This is a genomic window from Zobellia barbeyronii, assembly GCF_018603515.1.
Lineage (GTDB): Bacteria > Bacteroidota > Bacteroidia > Flavobacteriales > Flavobacteriaceae > Zobellia > Zobellia barbeyronii.
This window is the reverse complement of the sequence record NZ_JACATN010000006.1, coordinates 236,256-253,096: the sequence shown is the minus strand read 5'-3', so window position 1 is coordinate 253,096 and position 16,841 is coordinate 236,256. Positions and strand designations below refer to the sequence as shown.

General features: G+C 38.1%; 8 protein-coding genes. 5 read left to right on the top strand and 3 right to left on the bottom strand.

All coding sequences use genetic code 11. From position 1 onward, the window contains the following. Positions 1 to 154: 154 nt before the first annotated feature. Entirely contained in the window at positions 155 to 2,083 is a 1,929-nt protein-coding gene (gene nagB, locus HW347_RS18435; RefSeq protein WP_214613210.1) for a glucosamine-6-phosphate deaminase, read from the bottom strand. 193 nt (positions 2,084 to 2,276) lie between these two features. Between nagB and HW347_RS18430 the strand changes: the two genes are divergently transcribed. Together HW347_RS18430 and murQ are read left to right on the top strand one after the other, a co-directional pair. Continuing rightward, a complete protein-coding gene (locus HW347_RS18430) occupies positions 2,277 to 3,026 on the top strand; it encodes a DeoR/GlpR family DNA-binding transcription regulator (protein ID WP_155596886.1) in 750 nt (249 codons plus the stop codon). 5 nt (positions 3,027 to 3,031) lie between these two features. Then, entirely contained in the window at positions 3,032 to 3,841 is an 810-nt protein-coding gene (murQ, locus tag HW347_RS18425) for an N-acetylmuramic acid 6-phosphate etherase (protein ID WP_214613209.1), read from the top strand. Positions 3,842 to 3,843: 2 nt separating this feature from the next. Here the strand turns inward: murQ and HW347_RS18420 are convergent, their stop codons facing one another. Together HW347_RS18420 and HW347_RS18415 are read right to left on the bottom strand one after the other, a co-directional pair. Further along, positions 3,844 to 4,245 carry a c-type cytochrome gene (locus HW347_RS18420; RefSeq protein WP_225901980.1) on the bottom strand — a complete coding sequence of 134 codons (402 nt, stop codon included), beginning with the start codon at positions 4,243 to 4,245 and terminating at the stop codon, positions 3,844 to 3,846. A 52-nt stretch (positions 4,246 to 4,297) separates the two neighbouring features. Continuing rightward, positions 4,298 to 5,419, bottom strand: a complete 1,122-nt coding sequence (locus HW347_RS18415; protein WP_214613208.1) for a PQQ-dependent sugar dehydrogenase — start codon at positions 5,417 to 5,419, stop codon at positions 4,298 to 4,300. Between the two features lie 136 nt (positions 5,420 to 5,555). Between HW347_RS18415 and HW347_RS18410 the strand changes: the two genes are divergently transcribed. The 3 genes from HW347_RS18410 (at position 5,556) to HW347_RS18400 (ending at position 16,837) form a co-directional block, all read left to right on the top strand. Then, complete coding sequence (locus HW347_RS18410) at positions 5,556 to 14,348, top strand: T9SS type B sorting domain-containing protein (RefSeq protein WP_214613207.1); 8,793 nt, start codon at positions 5,556 to 5,558, stop codon at positions 14,346 to 14,348. Positions 14,349 to 14,476: 128 nt separating this feature from the next. Next, positions 14,477 to 15,193 (top strand): carboxylesterase family protein, encoded by a 717-nt coding sequence (locus HW347_RS18405; RefSeq protein ID WP_214613206.1) that lies wholly within the window; start codon positions 14,477 to 14,479, stop codon positions 15,191 to 15,193. Positions 15,194 to 15,289: 96 nt separating this feature from the next. Then, positions 15,290 to 16,837 carry an FG-GAP repeat domain-containing protein gene (locus HW347_RS18400; protein ID WP_214613205.1) on the top strand — a complete coding sequence of 516 codons (1,548 nt, stop codon included), beginning with the start codon at positions 15,290 to 15,292 and terminating at the stop codon, positions 16,835 to 16,837. The last annotated feature ends 4 nt before the right edge of the window (positions 16,838 to 16,841 follow it).

The window sequence follows — 16,841 nt, the reverse complement described above, 5'->3', positions numbered from 1 at the left end:
AAGCTACTATTTTTTGAGGGTATTATGAGTAGCATACTCATCAAAGTGTAATGTTCTTATAAACAACATCATTTTTTCAATCTCTAAAGGATTGAAAAACAGTAAAAGGCCTGTTAGCTAATTGCAACAGGCCTTTTATAAATTGTTTTTAAAACTAAAATTTATAACGTACAAAAGCTTCCATTGCCGCATAGTGCGAAAGGCCTAGCGCACGATATCGTTCTGCTGTATTTTTGTTACGTTCTTCGGCACGCATCCAAAACTCTCTGGAATCATCGCCTTGAAACATAACTCCATCCTTTTGAGATTGGTGACAGAAAATAGCATATCGTTTCTTAAGAACCTGACTTGGGCTCATAGGTACGGCCATTTCAATTTCATCTACATCCCATTCGTGCCAAGCACCTCTATATAGCCAAACCCAGCAATCATCCATATAAGATTCTGCTTTTAATCTGTCTAGTGACTCAAAAATAGCATCAAGACAAACTTTGTGTGTGCCATGAGGGTCTGCTAAATCTCCTGCAGCATATATTTGATGAGGTTTTATCTCTGTAATTATAGATTTTACAATTTCAATATCTTTTTGCGAAAGATTATTTTTCTTGATAGTTCCCGTTTCATAAAAAGGAAGGTCTAAAAAGTGAACATGAGAATCTTCTAAACCTAAGTAGCGTACTGCTGCATAGGATTCTCCCCGTCTAATATTTCCTTTCAACTTTCTTACTTCAAGAGAATCAAAACTACTATCGCTTTTGTCCTTAATACAGTCTATAATTTTCTGTGCCTCATCTGTTGGTCCTATTCGTTTTGATATTTCTGCATACCTGAGTGCATCTGTATCGGATACAGCAATATTCCCTGAGGTTTGGTAAACGACGTGAACGTCATGGCCTTGCTCTATCAATCTATCAAAAGTCCCTCCCATTGAAATTACATCATCATCTGGATGTGGGCTAAAAATAATAACTCGTTTTCTAGCTGGTTCTGCACGCTCAGGGCGGCTAGAATCATCGGCATTTGGTTTTCCACCAGGCCATCCGGTAATAGTATGCTGTAACTTGTTAAACATTTTTATGTTTAAGTCGTAAGAGTCTTCCGTTGTCAATAAACCGGACATACCATTATCGTTATAATCTTTGTCCGTTAGGCTAAGGATAGATTTGTTGGTTTCATCACAAAGCCAAACGATAGCTTTAGAAGTCAAGCTCTCTGTCCATTCTAATGATTCATCTACTAACCATGGCGTTTTATTTCTGGTAAGTTGGCTACCTGCGCCAGTATCCAAAACAAACGTACAGTTTTTATGGTTCTGTAAATAGGTAGCGGGAACTTGTGGGGATATCTCGCCTTCAATGGTCTTTTTAAGAATGTTGGCCTTGTTCTCTCCCCATCCTAAAAGTACAATTCTCTTAGCGCTCATAACGGTTGCAATACCCATGGTTATTGCTTTTCTAGGTACGTTATCAATTCCTAAAAAGGCAGGTGCCGCATCTACTAAAGTAATGTGGTCTAGGGTGATAACACGTGTGCCAGAATTGTAGTGTGATCCAGGTTCGTTAAAACCAACGTGGCCCGTACGTCCAATACCTAGCAATTGAAAGTCTAACCCCCCGTTTTTCTTGATTTTATCATCATAAGAAATACAGTAGTCAATTACTTTATCACTAGAAACCGTCCCATCGGGAACATGAATATTCTTAGGATTTATGTCTACGTGATTAAAAAGGTGCTCGTGCATGAAATACCAATAACTCTGACGATTATCCTTCTCCATAGGAAGGTACTCATCTAAATTAAAAGTGATTACGTTGTGGAAGCTCAGGCCATCTTCTTTGTGCATTCTTACCAATTCTTCATAAACTCTAATAGGAGAGGAACCTGTGGCCAGACCTAAAACACAATTTTTATTAGCTTCTTGCTTTTTTCTAATAAGTGCAGCGATTTCTTCGGCCACTTTTATAGAGGCTTGATTTGAATTAGAAAAAATTACATTATGAATTTTTTCAAAACGGGTTTCTTCAAATTGACCAACAGGTTTATACCTTATATTGGCTCCATTTTTTTCTAAAATTGTTTTCATAGAAGCGGCTCTTTTGTGTTTGTTGTGTGATGTAGTAACCTTGCAAATATATGCAAAACAAATTCTATTTGCTGTTTTTTGCTTCTTTTGAATGCTGTTTTGTGCTTTTTTAATGATTATTTAACTTTAAGCTGGTATAAAACGGCAATTCTCAATTTTTGCTATCTTTGTTGAGAATATAATTTAAAGTACAATGTTAAAAGAAGAACGGCATCAGGCAATTCTAAGTCAAGTTGAGATACACAACCGGATTTTATTAACCGATGTGGCAGAAAATCTAGATGTTTCTATTGATACCGTCAGGCGTGATGTTAAGGAGTTAGATGCCGAAAATAAGTTGCGCCGTGTACACGGTGGGGCAATATCATTAGGGTTTACGACTAATAGTGCCAAGAATAGTAATATTTATAGGCAAAAGGACAAGATAATAATTGCTGAAAAAGCTTTAGGGCTTTTAAAAGATGGAAGCGTAATTTTTGTTGATGGCGGTACTACATGTATGGAATTGGCGCATTTAATTCCGTCTAATTTAAATTTGACTTGTTTTACCCATAGCCTTCCTGTTGCTATGGAGCTGTTAACAAAGCCAAATGTTACCGTTATTATGGTGGGTGGACAAGTTTCTACAGATTCGCAAACAACTATAGGGGCTAATGCAATTCATAATTTAGCAGAGATAAGGGTAGACTTTAGTTTTATAGGTACGGGTTATGTAGATTCCAACTACGGGCTTACGGAATTTGATTGGGATATTGTACAGGTAAAGAAAGCAGTGATTAAATGCTCGAAAAAAACGGTACTTTTGTCCATCTCTGAAAAATTGAATTCGCAACATCGCTACAAAACATGCGATATCAATGCAATTAATACACTTGTTACCGAGTTAAAGCCAGAGGACGACCTTTTGAGCTCATTTAGAAACCACGATATTAGAATTCTATAAGTATTATGCAGTATACCAAAATAACCGAAACACCTTCAAATCACGATAATTTAGAGAAGATGGATACGACAACTCTTCTTCAGAAAATAAATGAAGAAGATCAGAAGGTTGCCGATGCCGTAGCTGCAACGATTCCACAAATCACCAAATTGGTAGATGGCCTTGCGGAACGTTTTGAAAAAGGAGGTCGCTTATTTTATATTGGTGCAGGTACCAGTGGGAGATTAGGAATTTTGGATGCTTCTGAAATACCCCCAACTTTTGGTATGCCTCATACAAGAGTTATTGGTTTGATTGCTGGTGGGGATACTGCCATACGAAAAGCAGTAGAAAATGCGGAAGATGATGGTGTACAGGCTTGGAAAGATATGATGGAGCATAACATTACCGAAAATGATGTAGTAGTAGGTATTGCCGCTTCTGGAACTACACCTTATGTTTTAGGAGGTATTGCCGAGGCTAAGAAAAAAGGATTACTTACTGCTGGAATTACAAATAACCCCGGTTCTCCGTTAGCAGTTGCAGGAGATATTGCAATTGAATTGAACGTAGGTCCAGAATTTTTGACAGGAAGTACACGTATGAAAAGCGGTACTGCTCAAAAATTGGCCCTTAACATGATTTCTACTGCCTTAATGATTAAGATAGGGAGAGTAAAAGGAAACAAGATGGTAAACATGCAGCTAAGTAATAGCAAACTTGTAGATAGGGGAGCGCGTTATGTTGCAGAAGGTTTGGGTATTGATTATGATAAAGCTGTGAAACTTCTAATAAAGCACGGTTCTGTAAAAGCAGCAATTGACGCAGGAGCCTAAATCTATTTTTCTATAGCTTCTACTTCTTCTATGGTGACTGTTTTATCTGAAAAATTGCCCCATGAATTCATTATGTAATTCATGACGTCTGCTATTTCATCATCTTCTAAGCCCAAAGGGGTCATGATATTGTTATAGGTTACTCCGTTTACGGTTATTTCACCTTGTAGACCATATTTAACGCCACGAATACTTGCTTCACGGTTTTGTGCCAGATAATCGGATTTGGCTAATGGAGGAAAAGTACCAATTATTCCTTCACCTTCTTCTAGATGACAGGTAACACAGAAATCAGAGTAGATTTCACTGCCACGTTGCATACTTTCTGCGAGAACGGATTCTTGTGCTTGGCCAAAACAACCAATAAAAATTAAAAAAATAAGGGAACTGTAATAGCTTTTCATGCGGATTGTTTCTTTGAGCCAGTCAAATACCTATAGGGCAAAAGACAGTTATTTAGGCTTTGGGTACTAACTTATATATTCCTTTTCCTTCAACGGCAACATAAATTAATCCGTCAGGGCCTTCTTTTATATCACGAACTCTACCTAAATCGGTCATTAGTTTTTCTCGTTTTACAACTTTGGTTCCCTCCATTTGGAGACGCTCCATGTATTGAAACTTTAACGACCCGACAAGAATACTCCCTTTCCAACCCTTATAATTATCTGTAGTAACAAAAGCCATACCACTTGGCGCTATACTTGGCACCCAATAGTGAATAGGTTGGGTCATGCCTTCCATTTCTGTTTTATCCGTAATTGGTGTACCACTATAATTAACGCCATAAGTAACCAATGGCCATCCGTAATTGGCACCTGCTTTAATGACATTAATTTCATCACCACCTTTTGGGCCATGTTCGTTATCCCATATTTCACCAGTTTCAGGATGTTTTGCTAAACCCTGTGGATTTCGGTGTCCGTAGCTGTAAATTGCGGTTTTAGCACCTTCTTTACCTACGAACGGGTTATCTTCGGGAATTCCTCCATCGTCATAAAATCGATAAATTTTACCACCATCTCGTGTAATGTCCTGCGGATTCTCATCTCTGGCACCACGTTCACCAATAGACAAATAAAGGTAACCGTCATTGTCAAATTCAATACGTGAACCAAAATGTTGGCCTTTGGTCGTGTTTGGTGTTGCTTTGTATAATAACTCCTTATTTGTTAATGTGTTATTATTTAATTTACAGCGCATTAGCGCTGTGTGGCCACCTTTTTCCTCGCCTTCTTCTGAAGCATACGAAATGTAAATCCACCCTGTATTTTCATAATCAGGATGTAGTTCAATATCCAATAATCCGCCTTGTCCTCTGGTGTAAACTTCCGGAGTATTTTTGACTACCGTTTTTTTTCCATTTTCAAAGTGGATGAGTTCCCCGGATTTATCAGTAATGAGCAGTTCATTTGCAGATAAAAACACCAAACCCCAAGGAGATTGCATTTCATCGATCAGTAGTTGGGCGGTGTATGGAGGGTTTGTAGGTGTATCTACTTTGTTTTCAATGTCTTGCGCGCAAGAATAGCTGAGAGTTATTGCAGCTAACGCTATCGTTAATACACTATTTCGCATAATTTGACGTTAAAAGATAATATTAAGGTGTCCCGTTATGGTTAAAGATAACGAGAATTTACAAGTTTAAAAGAATTACCCGAGAGAAAGTGATGCAACCCAAATCGCTCATTTTCTTTTTAAAATGACTTAACCTATGCTCCCAAAAAAAACACAGCGTATTCTGTACGCTCTACTGTTAATGACCTTTTCAGTAGTTTGTACTTCTGCAATTGCAGGCAAGACGGCTTTCAAAATTTATGATGAAGTAGCCTCTGCCGTAAAGGAAGTGGTCACTGTAAAAAGTGAAACCACAGACAATGCAACAACAATTTCTAACAAGGTATTAACGAGTAGCACAACCAAAAAGGTTGCTGCCGCTCCACCAATGTTTGCAACCATCATTCAAAATGCGGATGAAGAAGTGGGTTGTACCGCGGATGGTTCTACGGTGGCACGATTTAATCTTTGTGGAGATTCCGATGACCAGATTATTTCGCTTTCTGGTTCCTATAGTAGTGTATCATGGCAAGTTTTAGGAGGCAGTTGTAGTCCTAATATAAACCAAGATTGTCCAAATACGAATATATCATGCTATACGGAAGTTGCTATAACAGACACGTTTCAATTAGATGCTAGTGCAATCTCAGCTTCAACAGGTGCAGAATATCGTGTAGTAGCAGATGGGCAACAATACTTTTTTAAGGTTAAGAAAAGTACCATATCATACGGTATTTCATCAAAAGATTATGTTTGTAATAGCCCAGGTAGAATTGAAATTACAGGACTTCCTAACAGCTATCAATTTCAACTTCTTGAAGCAGGAGCTATTGTTAGACCTTATCAATCTTCTTCTATTTTTTCTACTTTGGATGCAGGTACTTATACAGTTCAGGCAAGGTTGAATATTCCGGGAGAGCTTTGTGAGTACTTAATTGGTCCTATAGAGATAGAACAAGTAGATATTGATATTGATGTAACTTTTACAAATCCTGTTTGTAGTGGAGAAACAGGTACTATTGATGTTTCGATTAACCCTGAAGTTCCTGGACCTTATGTATATACTTTATTAGATGATAGTGGTGCGGAAATAGAATTTACCTCTACCATATCTAGTAACACATACACATTTGGGGCGGTGAGTGAAGGTACTTATGCCGTAAAGGTAGAAACCAATGATTGTAAGGAAGACATTCCAAATGGTATTGCTGCTCCTATACAATATACGGATACAAGTGGTGATCCAATTACAGTAGGTACGGGTTTAAATCCAATTACAGTAGCTACGGATACCAATGGTATGAGTTTTGGCTGTTCTACGATTTCAAGTATTGATATAGATGTAACTCCTTCAGGAGGTTCTGGTACGTACAGTTATACAGTAACTGGTGGCGGCTCTGGTACTTCTGGCGGTAATTTTACAGGTACTAGTTCTTATACCGTAACAAGTCCTGGAACGTACACTTTTTTCATTACAGATGATCAAGGCTGTACAGCCGAGAAATCTGAATATGTTGCTGAATTAACTCCCCCAGATGTTACTGCAGCAGATATTGTTGGTACCTGTACCAATGGTGGTGGAAAAGTTGAATTTACAGTTACTGACCCCAAAGGTTTTAACTTAGAATATAGAGCAACTAATAATGCAGGAGACCCGTTTACAAGTTCGTCAACAATTCCTGTAACCGATGATACGTATACTATAGTTGAGGTTCAATATTCTCAAGGTGCATTCAGTTGTGTTCTATCTTTAGGACCTATTACCGTTACCTCTGCTGGGGGTCTTAGCGGTTCCGCTTCGTTAACACAAGATTATACCTGCGCAAATGCAGGAGGTATAATTGATTTTGCAGTCGCTACAGGCGGTTCAGGAACCGGTTACGAATATAGTATAGATAATAGTACGTATCAACCAGGAACCTCTTTTACAGGTTTGGCACCAGGTAATTATATTCCTTATATTAAGGATGATGCAGGTTGTTTCCAAGCATTGACACCAATTGATATTACGGAACCAATACCTCCTACTTCTATTACTTTTGCCCAAGATGACCTTGACTGTTCTACAGGAACAAGTAGAGTTACTATAGATGTATTACCAGCAACTTTTACAGTTGCACAATATGAAATTATTTCTTCTACACCTTCCACAACTTTACCTGCTGCACAGGCAAGTAATGTTTTCCCAGGTCTAGATTTGGATACGTCTTATCAGTTTGAAATTACTGATGCCAATGGATGTACATATCCTGCAAGTTTTACAACTGGTGGTTTTAGTACTATTAGAGCACGTGTAAAATCAGGTGGAGACAGGCGCGTATGTCCAGGTGCTACAGATGGTACCGGTGCTTTCTTAGTGGATGGTTATGGTATTGATTATGACTATACAATAAATAGAACAGCTCCTACTGCTGCGGTTATTACCGGGACAACTACGAGTACTGATTTAGAAATTCCGATAACAGGCTTAGGTGCGGGTACGTATGAAATTACGGTAACAGATAATGAAACCAATTGTACTTCTACAACTTCCTTTGATGTAGAAGAAGCGGCGTCACCATTGAGTATTACTGCGGCAGAAACCGCTATGAGTTGTCAGAATAATAATATTGGTAGGGTAACCGGAACTGCTACTGGCGGCTTTGGTGGGTATCGCTATGAGTTACAATGGCCAACAGCATCTACCGTGCAAGGACCAAAAACAGGACGTACTTTTGGTAACTTAACAGAAGAGGGAACTTATACCTTAACGGTAATAGATTCTGAAGGTTGTACTGCTTCCACAACGTTTGCATTAACTAGTGTTGATGCACCAACAATTACAACTGGAGCTATAGATTATTGTTATTCTGCTACTAATGATGGTGAAATCACAGTGACATCAACTGCAGGTACGGCTGCTTTGGGAACACATGAATACCGAATTAACGGAGGTACCCTAGTGCCTGGTGTTGCGGGCTCACATACCTTCACAGGCTTAGTTCCTGGTAACTATACTATTGAAGTCGTTGATGCAAACGGCTGTACAGCTTCTACATCAGCAATTAGAATACCGCCACAAATTCAAGTTAGTCTTGACCTGAATCGTGAGATAGATTGTGGAGGTGATGGAGAAATGCAGATTACGGTATCAGGAGGAGATATAACCAATCTAGCTTCTACTTCATATACTATTTTCAGAAATGGAGTTGCGGTTCCTGCCCATACGGCAATTCCACTTACTTCCAATACGTTCGATTATACCATGAACTTTACGGAGTTTGGAGATTATACTGTAGAAGTATCAGATAATAATGGTTGTAGTATTTTATCCGAACCTCTAACGTTCGCAGAACCTACCAATATAGCTGCTACACATAGAATAGTTGGCCCTAGTTGTGGTGATGCGAATAGCGGTTTTGTTGAGGTAATCCCAACAGTATCTTCAGGAGTGCCACCATTTGAGGTAGTATTTGCTCCAGTAGGTGAGTTACAGTCTAATCCTTTAGATCCAAATAGTCCAACAGGTGATGCTATTACCTATAACTATTCAGATCAAACAATTTATTCAGGTTTGGCAGCAGGAGATTACGAGTATGTAGTTAGAGATGCAAGAAATTGTGTTACTGCTGTAACTGTAGTTTCGGTAGTGACAGATCCTATAGGCGCACCAGATGCCACGGTAACTCCTATTGATGCTACTTGTACAACAGGGGATTTATCAGGAGGAGTAATAGTTGACCTTCCAACAACGGGAGTAGAGAACTATACTGTTGTAATTGAAGATAATTTCGGAAATCCTTTCTACACACAAAATAATGTTGCAGATATAGATTTTCCACTTACAATTAACGACCCAAGTCTTATCCCTGGAAATTATCAGGTAATTGTTTTAGATTCAAGAGGATGTAATGATATAGACCCCTTCACTATTGATTCGGCAAGTTTAGACATTACCCCAATATATCCGACACCACCACCTACTTGTAGCCCTGGTGGGACTACAGTATGTATTGATATTACAGGAGGTACTTCCGGTAGCTATGAAGTTCGTTTGTTGGAAAATCCGGCTTTAGCTTGGGAAACTCCAAATGGAGCACCAGCTTTACCAGATCAGCATTGTTTCAGTGGTCTACTTTGGGGAACTTCTTATACTGTAGAAGTACGGGATACGGTTACAAATTGTATCTATGAAGAAGTAATTACCTTACCAGATGGGCCAGGATTAAATGTAACCATGACCATTGATAATGCCACTTGTTACAATGGTAATGTTGGACTAGAATATACCATTACATCTGGTACTGGTCCGTACAATGTAATAATTACAGATCTTGATACTGGGATTGAAGAAGTAAATCTGTCAAATTCAGTACTAACGAATGACCTTATTCAAGTACCCGCCGGACATTATGGTATTTCCGTTGAGGATACAACCACTTTTTGTAGTGGCGGAGCTGAAGCAGAAGCAATTTTAAATTTACCAAGAGTAGACGTTATTGACAATCAAAATGCCAATTGTAATGCCTTAGGACAAATTACAGTTAGAGCAAATGGAGGAACTGCCCCTTATGAATTCGCATTTGTAGAACAAGGTACGTTAGCTCCTGGAGTTGCCCCAGCGCCATCAGAATTTGATAGTTCGCCAACGAAAGAATTAGTAGGTTCTATAACAGGTATTACTTATGATATCTGGGTAATGGATGCAGGTGGTTGTCCAGCTAGTACATCAGCGGCAATTATTCAGACGAATCCTGATTTACCTTTGCTCGATCCAGTAGTTGATAATCAGTGTGATGTAACAGCTACTGCTGCAACGGGATTTGATATTACACTTAGTTTACCAGGTGATTTTGACACTCCAACGTTTACACTTAATGGGGTTAGTCAAACGGTAGCTAATTCTGGTGATCCAGCTATTAATACCACGGCAACATTTACAGTAAACAGTGTAGGATCTTATACTTATGATATTATTGATGCAAATGGCTGTAATATAGATGGTGTTGCAGAAGTTTATCAAGTCTTAACTGCATCAGGTGATTTTGAAATTGAACCTAATTGTGAAGAGGCAGACGGTTCAATAAGAATTACTACCGACGGAGGTAGTGGTAATTTTAATTACACTTTGAGTGGATTTGATATTGGTGGTAACCCAGTAAGCATGACTATTCTTGATGATGGTGATGACACTGTGTACAATCCCATTGTTGATTTTACAAATGTTCCTCCTGGAACTTATGATGTAATAATTGAGGATCAGATTGTACGTGATGGTGTAGGCCAATGTGCTACTTCGGTGAACAGTATAATTCGATCAGCACCAACATCTCCAGATATTGATGAAACAGGAGCAACGGATGTAAGCTGTAATGGTTTAAATGATGGTAGTATTTCTGCATCAATTATTGCAGGTACCGATGTAGATGGTATAAAAGAATATAACCTTTATAATACTGATTTGATCTCCATGCCATCAAATTATGATGTTACAACTCGTGATGAAACTAATATTTCTGGTTCTTTCTTAGGTTTAACTCCAGGTACTTATGTACTAGAAGTAGTGACCGATAGAAATTGTTATGATAGAGAAGAAGTAGTTATTAACGAACCACCTGTATTCAGCGTTAATGCAACCGCAGGTACGTTATTATGTGAGGTTGGAGCTAATAGATATAGCACAACAATACTAACTGCCACCGTTAATGGCATAGGAAATGGAGCAGACTACGGATTTAAGATTAATGCTACGGATAGTTATCAAACTACGAGTCTTAATACTATGGATTTTGTGATAGTGGATAATGGTTTACAACAAACCTTTAATGTATATGCAATTGATAGTAATGGTTGTGAGTATATTAGTGCAGATGTGGTCATTGACCCTCCTAATAATGTAACAGCAACAATTACTCAAGTATCTCCAATGGATTGTGAGAATCCTGAACGAGTTCGTGTAACCGTTACAGGTAGTACCAACTTTATTATTGAAGATCAAGGTTTCTCAGTATCACCAGTAGGTGATCAAGCACAACCAAGTGGTAGTTTTGTAGAATTTGACCTTCCAATGGTAGCTGGTGAATATAATTTACGAGTAAATGATGTTGGAGGCTGTACTTATCCTATTGTAGCTTATGTTGTAGACGAACCTGTAGTGCCAACAGTAGCTATAATAGAATCACAAGCTGTAAGTTGTTTTGGAACAACTAGTGGAGAATTAAGTATTGACGTAAGTGGATTCACTGGTGAATATGAATATTGGGTATACCAATCTAATGACCCAGGATTTAGTGGCGGTGTATTTGGTGCTCCAGTGGCTGGAAATTCTAATGGCATTGTGGATATAGCTACAGACGGAAATCCTTTTATCATAACAGGATTAGAAGGAGGTAACCATCGTGTGGTTATCCGAGAGAGTAATAAAACAGTTGCTGGTTGTAATGTATTCAGTAATGCAACCCCTATAAACACTCCAAATGGTGATTTATTGATAACCGATTTGGATGAGGTAGGAAGAGTTGGTTGTTCTAATGATTTAGGAGAAATTGTAGTGACTACCCAAGGTGGTTGGGATGCAGCGCCTTACGAGTACATGTTAGAGTATGAGAGTACGGTAGGAAGTGGTTTTACACCGCATTCCAATGCTTCTTATGCTACATTTGCCGCTAATGGAAGCAACACTACTTTTTCTGGCCTTGCAAGTGGTAATTACCGTGTAACCGTAAGGGATGCTGAGCTTTGTACTCATACTTTAGAGAAGGAGCTATTTTCAGTACCTGATATAGAGGTAGAAGCGATTATTACTAGAGAGCTTGAATGTCCTACAGGAAATGATGCCATAATATTAGCTGTTGACCCAACAGATAGTTCTACACCAGGAGCAATTGGTGGTGTGCCCGGTGCAGGATATCAATACAGGTTATTACACTTAGCAGATAATGATAATACAAATATTGTGTCTACAACTGGTTACCAGAGCAGTCCTGAATTTTCAGGAACATCAGGAGTTATTCCTGGCGGTTGGTATGCGGTTGAGGTAGCGTCTGCTTTAGGTTGTGGCGTAGTGTCAGCACCTATTCCGGTAATTCCGCCACCACCAATTAACCCGGCATTAATTCAAACATCTGTTCCTGCATGTGGTAATGCGGCAACTATGATGATTCGTGTGAATAATCCACAAGGGGGAACTTATGAGTATAGCGTGAATGGATCAGGTGGACCTTGGACTCTTATTAGTGGAACAGACACAAATGGTCTGCCAATAGCAGCAGGTATACCAGGAACTATTGGTTCATCATATCGTTATGAAGTTCGTAAGGTTGGAAGTTCAGGTTCTTGTTTGGCAGTTAAGACCAACGGTATTACTATTACTGATGCAGAAGCGTTGAGTATAGATATAAACTCTCCTACTTTTGATGTTTCGTGTGCCTATGAAGTAGATGGTAGAATAGAGGCGATTGCTAATGGAGGTACTGGTATTTATGAGTTTAGAATTTATAACTCAGACCCGGGTACCGATGCATTTGTTGCTGAAACAATGCCGACCTATGAAAACCGTGCAGATCAAGATTTCGGAACTTTCGAAAACCTAGATGCTGGTAGTTACTGGATTTCAGTTATCAGTCGTGCTAATTGTGGTGAGGTTCAAGGGCCATTTACTATTGCACCAGCAATACCAGTAAACATAACAGGTATTAGTACACCTACTACATGTTTTGGTGAAACTGATGGTACCATTACTATGGAGGTAACCAGTGGAACGGGAGGTTTAGTACAATTTGCAATTGAGCCTAACTTAAGTGAATTCTTTAGTGATCCGGCTAACCCAACAACGTATACATTTACGGATTTACCGGCTAATACGCCTAGTAATCCAACATATACGGTATTGGCACAGGATGCTGAAGGTTGTCCGCAAACTTTTGAAATTACGGTAACCGAACCAACAGTATTAGAAATCACAGATTTTGATACAACACCTGAGACCTGTATAGGTTTTGAAGATGGTACTGCGCAAATAACAGTAACTGGTGGTACACCATTTATAGACTCAGTAACCATGGTCGAATATTATGAGACTCGTTTAGTAGGTCCTAATTCTGATGGAACAGAGGTTTTCTTGAGAAATGATAATTTATCTTTTAATGGTTTAATTGGAGGAGAAGGTTATATCGTTTTTGTACAAGACGCTAATGGGTGTAATACTAATGTTTTCATTCCTATAGAAATAGGGGTTGATTTAACAGCATCTCCTTTAGTGCAATATGGTTGTGAGGGAATTTTTCCTAACAGTACGGCTTCGGTTCAGATGCAAGAAGAAAGTTTAGTTTCTGAATTGTTATTCGCCTTAAATCCTATTGACCCAACTGATGCTATTACGGCATTGGCAACAACAGACCGTTCATGGGGAGATTTAACTCCAGGAAATTATACTGCGTATATCTATCACGAAAATGGTTGTACAAACTTTGTAGACTTTACTATTGATGCATACGACCCATTAACATTGATAGCAGAAAAGACTGGACCAAATGAAATTACAGCAACAGCTGAAGGTGGTTTTGGTGGCTATGAGTTTTTCTTTGATGGACAATCGTACGGAAGCGAAGGATTGTACACTACAACAGAAAGTGGTGAAGTTGAAATTCGCGTAGTTGACCAAAATGGTTGTGTGGCAGTTGCCGTTATTCCGTTTGAGTTTACTGGAATGCTAGAGATTCCAAATTTCTTTACGCCTAACGGTGATAATGAAAATGATTTCTGGGCCCCGGGTAACCGAGAATTCTTCCCAAATATAGAAGTAATTATTTATGACCGTTATGGTAGGGTAGTTGCTGAGCTGGACCAAGTAAACAAATGGGACGGACTTTATGAAGGTAAGGAACTACCAACTGGTGATTACTGGTATGTAGTGAATCAAAATGATGATAGAGATATACGTTATGTTGGGCATTTTACCCTTTATCGTTAAATCTTAAATAAATAATAAATTAAAAAACGGATGTCTATTTAGGCATCCGTTTCTTTTTTACGCAGTTTTTTAAATTGTATTTTAACCGATGAATTCCGTTATAGCTATTTACGGAGAAGAATACATAAATGCTTCAGAAATTATATTTCCTTTTACTCTGTTTTGTTCTACAAGGTTGTGCCGCTCAATCTAAATATAAGTTAATAGATGCCGAGCAAGAAACGGTCATCAAAGAGAACTATAGTTACTACCTGTACTATCCCGAAGGGTATGAGGAAAATCCCGAAGAAAAATATCCGCTACTACTTTTTCTTCATGGCGGAGGAGAGTCAGGAGATAGTCTGGTTTACGTGAAAAGAAATGGTCCGCCTAAACTTATTCAAAGGGGAAAGAAATTTCCTTTCTTGATATTAGCTCCTCAAAATCCACAAAAGAAAATGTGGTGGAATACTCGTTCGGTAATGCAGTTGCTGGACACCATTGTAGATAATAACCGAGTTGATAAAAAAAGGATCTATTTAACCGGACTTAGTAGAGGAGGAGGAGCAGCTTGGGAAATGGCCGTTCAGTATCCAGAAAAGTTTGCCGCAATGGCTGTGGTCTGTGGTATGACGCCGCTACCATATGCTTCTTGGATAGACAAAAAAATGCCCATGTGGGTCTTTCACGGAGAAGAAGATGAGTCTATTCCAATTTCAGAATCAGAAACCATGGTGGCAAAATTAAAAAGTATGAATTACGATATTCGCTTTACTAAATACCCAGGTGTAGGTCATGATTCATGGATACAAGCTTATGATAACGAGGAGTTGTATGAATGGTTTATGAAGCAGGAGCGGCAGTAGTATACTATAATCACATTATTCTATTTAAGGTAATTCTATGTCGATTAATAATTTTGAAAAGACAAATTTATTAAGTTCTCATAAGAATAGATTTTTATGCATTTAGAACAATTTGAAGAGGTAATTAATAATATGAAAAATTCCGCAGTTTTAATAATTTTAGTTTTTCTATTAATCTCTTGTGCTAAAAATAAGGAAGAAAAAAGCGCTCAACTTTTTAAGACACAATGTGCCAGTTGTCATCAGCTACCTAACATTCAACATTTGCCAAAACATTTATGGGCAAATAAGGTACTGCCAGAAATGGGAGCAAGAATGGGTATAAAGAATTCTGGATTTAATCCACTTAATGGTTTTTCTTTTCAAGAGCAAGGTGCTATTCTGAAATCTGGTATATATAGCGTAAAATCAAAAATTTCAGATGAAGATTGGCAACTTCTAAATGAATATATAATATCTAATGCCCCAGATAGTCTAATAGTAGAAGGTGCTAAAATTGAAAGGACCGAACTTAATAACTTTAAATTAGAACTAATAGACATTGATAGTACGGAAGGGAGTTCAATTATCTTTACTGAATTTGATGCGGAAAAAGGCAAGTTGAATGTAGCCGATTCAAGAGGTAGAATTTATGAGTATGATCAGAAGAGTAAAAATTTAGAGAAACTATTAAATGGAAGTGGTCCTATATCTGCTTATACAGAAAAGGATGATGTAAAATTCGTAACTTCAATAGGGTCTTTAAGTCCTTCGGAAATAGCGAATGGAAGAATTTTTTCAATAAAAAATAAAACTGTTGAGCCCCTACCTATAAATTTTCATAGGCCAGTTCATACTACTGTAATCGATTTTAATAAAGATGGCGTGGATGAAATTTTGGTTTGCGAATTTGGAAACCTCACAGGTAGTTTGTCATTAGTTGTAAAATCTAAAAATGGCAGTTTAGAAAAAAAAGTATTATTGAATCAACCTGGAACTATAAGGGCAGTGGTTCAAGATATGAATCAAGACGGTAAGGAAGATATTATTGTTATGAGCGCACAAGGTAATGAAGGAGTGTTCATTCTTTATCAAACTGAAAATTTAGAGTTCCAAACAGAACAGGTTATTCATTTTAGTCCAGTGTATGGTAGTAGTTGGTTTGAAATTGTAGATTACGATAATGACGGAGATCAAGATATTATTACCGTTCACGGAGATAATGCGGATAAAACACAGGTGCTTAAGCCGTATCACGGTTTACGTATCCATTTAAATGATGGATCTAATAACTTCAAGGAAGAATTTTTCTATCCTTTACATGGTGCTACCAGAAGTGTTAGTAGAGATTTTGATCAAGACGGAGATATAGATTTTGGTATAATCTCTACTTTTCCCGATTATAAAGAACATTCAGAAATGTCATTCGTTTATTTGAATAACATTAGTCAAGATAAGTTTGAATTTGAACCTCAAATATTAAAAGAAGACTTCTCCGGTAGATGGTTCTTAATAGATTCTGGAGATTTTGATCAAGACGGAGATATAGACATAGCCTTAAGTTGTTCAACTTTAAATTTTACCTTCTTGCCTGCTGAATTAGCTAAAGTTTATAAAGAAAATCCTTGGGATATATTGCTTCTTGAAAATAGCCTGGTAGAATAATTCT